This is a genomic window from Candidatus Hydrogenedentota bacterium (assembly GCA_012523015.1).
In the GTDB taxonomy this organism is placed as follows: domain Bacteria; phylum Hydrogenedentota; class Hydrogenedentia; order Hydrogenedentales; family CAITNO01; genus JAAYBJ01.
On the sequence record JAAYJI010000261.1, the window covers coordinates 1 to 5,027 of the forward strand.

Here is a 5,027-nt window from a genome sequence, read left to right on the forward strand (position 1 = left end):
CAACCTTCTTTTTTTATCAGGAACCCTTTGAAAAGTGTCTAAATCTGTCTATATAAAAACCTATGGCTGTCAAATGAATGAACATGATACACAGCGCATGTTCGGTATGTTGGCACCCATGGATTTTATCTCGGTTAATGACCCGGAAGAAGCGGATCTTATCCTCTTGAACACCTGTTCTGTTCGCGCCAATCCGGAAAATAAAGTCTACAGTTTTTTAGGCGCACTTCGTCCGCTCAAAGAACGCAAGCCGGGGCTCATTATTGGCGTCGCCGGGTGCGTGGCTCAGCAAGTGGGTAAATCCTTGTTAAAACGTGCTCCCCACGTAGATTTTGTGTTAGGCCCGGACAATCTTTTTCGGCTGCCGGAGTTTGTGGAAGATGCAAGTCATGGCAAACGAGGTTGTTACACAGATTGGCAGACTTGGGAAGGATCTGTCAGCGAATTTGTTCCGGAAGTTTGGCAAGAACAGGGGCGTGTTGAGGGATTGCGGGGATATATCGCCATCACAAAAGGCTGCAACAATTATTGCAGTTATTGCATCGTACCGCACACGCGAGGCCGTGAAGTGTCCCGTTCCCCGGAAGGTATCTTGCGCGAAGCACGCTCCATGATTAAGAATGGCGCGAAAGAAATCTGGCTCTTGGGACAAAATGTGAATTCTTATCAAGTGGGAGAGGACTATGGCTTTTATGAATTGTTGGATGAACTGTCCCATTTGGAAGGCTTGTTGCGGCTGCGCTTCACCTCACCCCATCCCCGCGACTGGAACGATAGATTGTCAGATTTAATGGCCGCTCGCCCCGTTCTTTGTAACTATGTTCATTTACCTTTTCAAGCGGGATCAGACACAATACTGATGGTGATGCGGCGTAAGCACAGCATAGCTGATTATTTGCGGAAGATTGACTACCTGCGCCGCGTTATTCCTACCGTAGAAATTAGTACGGATTTAATTGTGGGATTTCCCGGTGAGACAGACGAGGATTTTACATGCACTTTGCAGGTCTTGGAAGAAGTGCGCTTCAGTCAGGTCTTTCCATTTAAATATTCGGTACGACCGGGCACACGAGCCGAATCATTGGAAGATGATGTGCCGCGCAAGGTCAAAGAAGAACGGCTTGCTCAAGTGATCAGCTTGCAGGAAAGCATTAATAAAAAAGCACAAGACGACCTCGTTGGCTCGCAACAAACGGTACTTTTAGAAGACACAAACAAACGTAAAGAAGGCTTTTATAATGGGCGCACTGATGGATTTCGCGCCATTACCGTAGCCGGTGACGGCTTGTCTATAGGAGCGCTTGTCCATGTCTGTGTTACCGGCTGTAAAGGACATTGGCTGCATGCAGAAAAGCTGTAAGAACAATGCATAACGATGACTTCGGGATATGAAAGGAACCTCTCTCGTGAACAAACAAAACGATTCAATCATGAATATTAATTTGGCGCAATCAAAAGACGTGGATTTAAAAGAAGAAAAATCTTGTCTGGTTCTGCCTTTATATAATGATCTTCTCCGCCTGCAAAGTGATGTACTTCTTGAAGAAGACAGTGCCGCTTTAAAGCTACTCATAGACCGTAAAGTTGTGACAGGAAAGGCAAGTTCAAATTATTTTTATGCTACACCGGGTAAAAAATACCAAGGTGTTCTTATACTGGGTCTTGGTGAATCAACAAGCTTTACAGCAGAAGTATTACGCCGCGCCGCCGGTAAAGCCCAGGAAATATTAGCAACAAACCAAATCAATCATGTTTATTTTGATATCAGTTTTTCCAAAGATCTTCCGGCAGAAGCCTTCTTGGAAGGACTGAGTCTTGCCCAGTATCGCTTTGAAACCTATAAACATCCAGGTGACTGTGCAAACCAAATAACTGTAGATACCGTTACGATTATTCATGATGAAGATGCCCCCGCGGAGACGATTCGAAACAATTGTCAACAACTACTGAAGATTTGCCGTGCTGCAAACCTTGCCCGTAATTATGCGAACACCGCAGCCAATGAGATGACTCCGGAGACATTAGCGCAGGTCGCAACACAAATTGCCGCCTCTAAAAGGGACAGCTGTTCCTGCATGGTTCTTGACGAAGCACAGATGAAAGCTTTAGGCATGGGCGCACTCTTAGGCGTGGCACAGGGCGCAGAAACGGCGCCAAAGCTTATTGTCTTGGAATATAGACACCCCAAAGCAAGCAATACGATTGCCTTGGTGGGCAAAGGCGTCACTTTCGATACGGGAGGTATCTCTCTTAAGCCCGCCGGTAAAATGCATGAAATGAAATTTGATATGTGCGGCGCTGCCGCCGTGTTGGGAACCTTTATTGCCATTAGCGAGTTAAACCCCGTCCTCAATGTTGTCGTCGTAATCCCGGCAGTTACCAATATGCCTGATGGCCGCGCTCAGACTCCGGGCGACATTGTGCGCGCCTACAACGGCAAAACTATTGAGGTTTTGAATACCGACGCAGAAGGCCGCTTAATTCTTGCCGACGCGCTTGCCTATACCATCGACAAGTATAAACCGGATTGTATTGTTGATATCGCTACCTTAACGGGCGCGGCAGTTATCGCGCTGGGTCATGTGGCGGCAGCTGTACTTGGCACCGATGACACGCTGGTTGAGGGTCTTCTAGCTGCCGGGGCAGAAACAGGCGAATTACTCTGGCGTTTACCCCTCTGGAATGATTATGAAAAGCAAATGGAGGGTACCTTCGCAGATTTGAGCAATATCGGTCCTGACCGTGAAGCAGGGACGATTACGGGCGCAGCCTTTCTAAAAGCCTTTACCGCGTCCACACCATGGGCACATCTGGATATTGCCGGCACCGCCTACGGCATTAAGAACAAATCCTATCTTGACTCCAAATATGCCTCCGGATTCGGGGTCCGGCTGTTAACGAACTGGTTATTGAGAAAAGCCGATAATGGCCGAAATTAACGACAATTTAAACTGTTCGGTAAAAAAACGAGCCGCTATTCATACCTTGGGATGCCGGCTCAACCATGCAGAATCCAGAGTGCTTGAAGAGCGATTGCGTGCAGCAGGCTATGAGATTGTTCCATTTCATAAGCCTGCCGACTTAGGAATCATCCATACCTGTGTTGTTACCCGTCAAGCTGAAGCCAAATCGCGAAAATATATCCATCGCTTCCTGTCGAAAAATCCCAATGCCATAGTTGCTGTTATTGGCTGCTACGCCCAGACCGCAGCGCAGACCATTGCCGCCATAGGCGAAGTAGATATTATTTTGGGTAACGACGCAAAAATGCAATTACCCCAATATCTCGAACTATTGCCCGACAATACACCCTTAATTGTTCGCCCCAGACCCAAAAGAAAAGCCTTTACTTTAAACTTTGAAGCTAAAGGCCCGCCCCTGAAAGAACGGGTAAATTTAAAGATACAAGATGGCTGCGATGCCATGTGCAGCTATTGTTACATTCCCTTTGCCCGAGGCAGATCCCGATCAAGAGATTTCAACAATATTGTGGATGAAGCCCTAAGCATTGTCGAACGTGGGGCGAAGGAAATTGTTCTGACCGGTGTCAATCTCGGTGATTATGAGTGCGGCGAACAAGGACTGTTGGAACTTGTGGATAGACTCAGCGACGTGAACCCGCAACCGCGGCTTCGGATTAGTTCCATTGAGTTGAGCAATTTACCGGAAGCACTTTTTACGCGTATGGCAGACCCTGATCATGCACTAGTACCGCACTTGCATATTCCCTTGCAATCCGGCTCAAAAAACGTATTGGAGGCTATGGGGCGCAACTACAGTCCCGAAGATTATTTGGCTCTCTTGAACCGTGCCGTTACTGCGGTGCCAGGCATTGGCATCGGCGCTGATGTCATGGTGGGCTTTCCGGGGGAAAGTCCCGCTGATTTTGAAGCGACCTATCGCTTAATCGAAGAAAGTCCGATTTTTTACCTCCATGTTTTCCAATACAGCGAACGACCTGAGGTCGCCTCTGCAAGATTGCCCAATAAAGTACCGGAGTCATCAGCACGTTCCCGAAGTCAAGCATTGATCCAACTGCACGAACAAAAGAAAAAAGTCTTTCAAGAGCAATGGGTAGGGCAGCGTCTTCGTGTTCTCTTTGAAAATCGTGACCATAACGGTTGGAAGGGACATGCAGACAATTATCTTGAGGTCTTTGTTAAGGATAAAAAAATGATGGTCAACCAATTGGAATGGATTCGAATTCATTCCCTTGAAGGCACACGGCTGATAGGTTCCCCGGATACATGAAGTGATTGATTTCCAATTCCGTAACTGAACGTTAGGGAAATCTTGGTAAAAAGATGGTGGGCGAGGCGGGAATCGAACCCGCACCCCCTTTCGGGGAACGGATTTTAAGTCCGTCGTGTATGCCTATTCCACCACTCGCCCGAAGAAGGCTACATCATACTCCCCCAATATAATGCATTGGTCAACCTAGGTGACCCAAAAAGAAGAAGTGGAGGCGGCACACGGATTCGAACCGTGGTATAAAGGCTTTGCAGGCCTCTGCCTTACCACTTGGCTATGCCGCCTCACGTTGCCCACATTGTATTTAGAAAAGTGCCTCAATGTCAAGTTCTTGACGGATTCAAGGTTGAAATGCAACCAGTGCAAAAAAAGAGGACATCACAGAGATCTTCGGTACAATAGTTCTGTTGAAACACCCGAAGGAGTCCATAATGTCCCGCCACAATTTTACACGAAATGACCGTATAAAACTAGAACCACTTAAAAGCCAAGGATTGAGCAACGGGAAAATACCTCAGATACTCGGGTTTCCATTGAAGAGCGCCCCGCAATTGTTGCTTCCCATATACGTTTAGGAGACCTGGAAGGCGACACTATTGTTACTTTAGCAGGTCGCAAATCTTTATACCTATTTGCTGTCCTTTGTGCCACTGTCAAGCCCCCGCTTTTTGGTCCAGTTGTTATGAGAGTTTCTGTGTTTCATGAGCGCGCCTCCTGGCAGGATTGCATGGGCGCTTGTGGAGCCGAGCGTAGCGAGGCGGAACAAGCGCCCATGC

Annotated in this window: 3 protein-coding genes and 2 tRNA genes; 3 read left to right on the plus strand and 2 right to left on the minus strand. The window is 47.5% G+C overall.

Annotated features, from left to right (window positions below; all coding sequences use genetic code 11):
• Positions 1 to 34: 34 nt before the first annotated feature.
• The 3 genes from miaB to mtaB are packed head-to-tail and all read left to right on the plus strand — an operon-like array spanning position 35 to position 4,251.
• Complete coding sequence (gene miaB, locus GX117_11505) at positions 35 to 1,360, plus strand: tRNA (N6-isopentenyl adenosine(37)-C2)-methylthiotransferase MiaB (GenBank protein ID NLO33957.1); 1,326 nt, start codon at positions 35 to 37, stop codon at positions 1,358 to 1,360.
• Positions 1,361 to 1,406: 46 nt separating this feature from the next.
• Complete coding sequence (locus GX117_11510) at positions 1,407 to 2,939, plus strand: leucyl aminopeptidase (protein NLO33958.1); 1,533 nt, start codon at positions 1,407 to 1,409, stop codon at positions 2,937 to 2,939.
• On the plus strand, positions 2,926 to 4,251 hold the full coding sequence (mtaB, locus tag GX117_11515) for a tRNA (N(6)-L-threonylcarbamoyladenosine(37)-C(2))-methylthiotransferase MtaB (protein NLO33959.1): 1,326 nt from the start codon (positions 2,926 to 2,928) through the stop codon (positions 4,249 to 4,251). The genes GX117_11510 and mtaB overlap by 14 nt, the downstream gene beginning before the upstream one ends.
• Before the next feature lie 54 nt (positions 4,252 to 4,305).
• Here mtaB and GX117_11520 read toward each other — a convergent pair.
• Positions 4,306 to 4,392, minus strand: a tRNA-Leu gene (locus tag GX117_11520).
• Between the two features lie 68 nt (positions 4,393 to 4,460).
• Positions 4,461 to 4,535 (minus strand) — tRNA-Cys (locus GX117_11525).
• Positions 4,536 to 5,027: the final 492 nt, after the last annotated feature.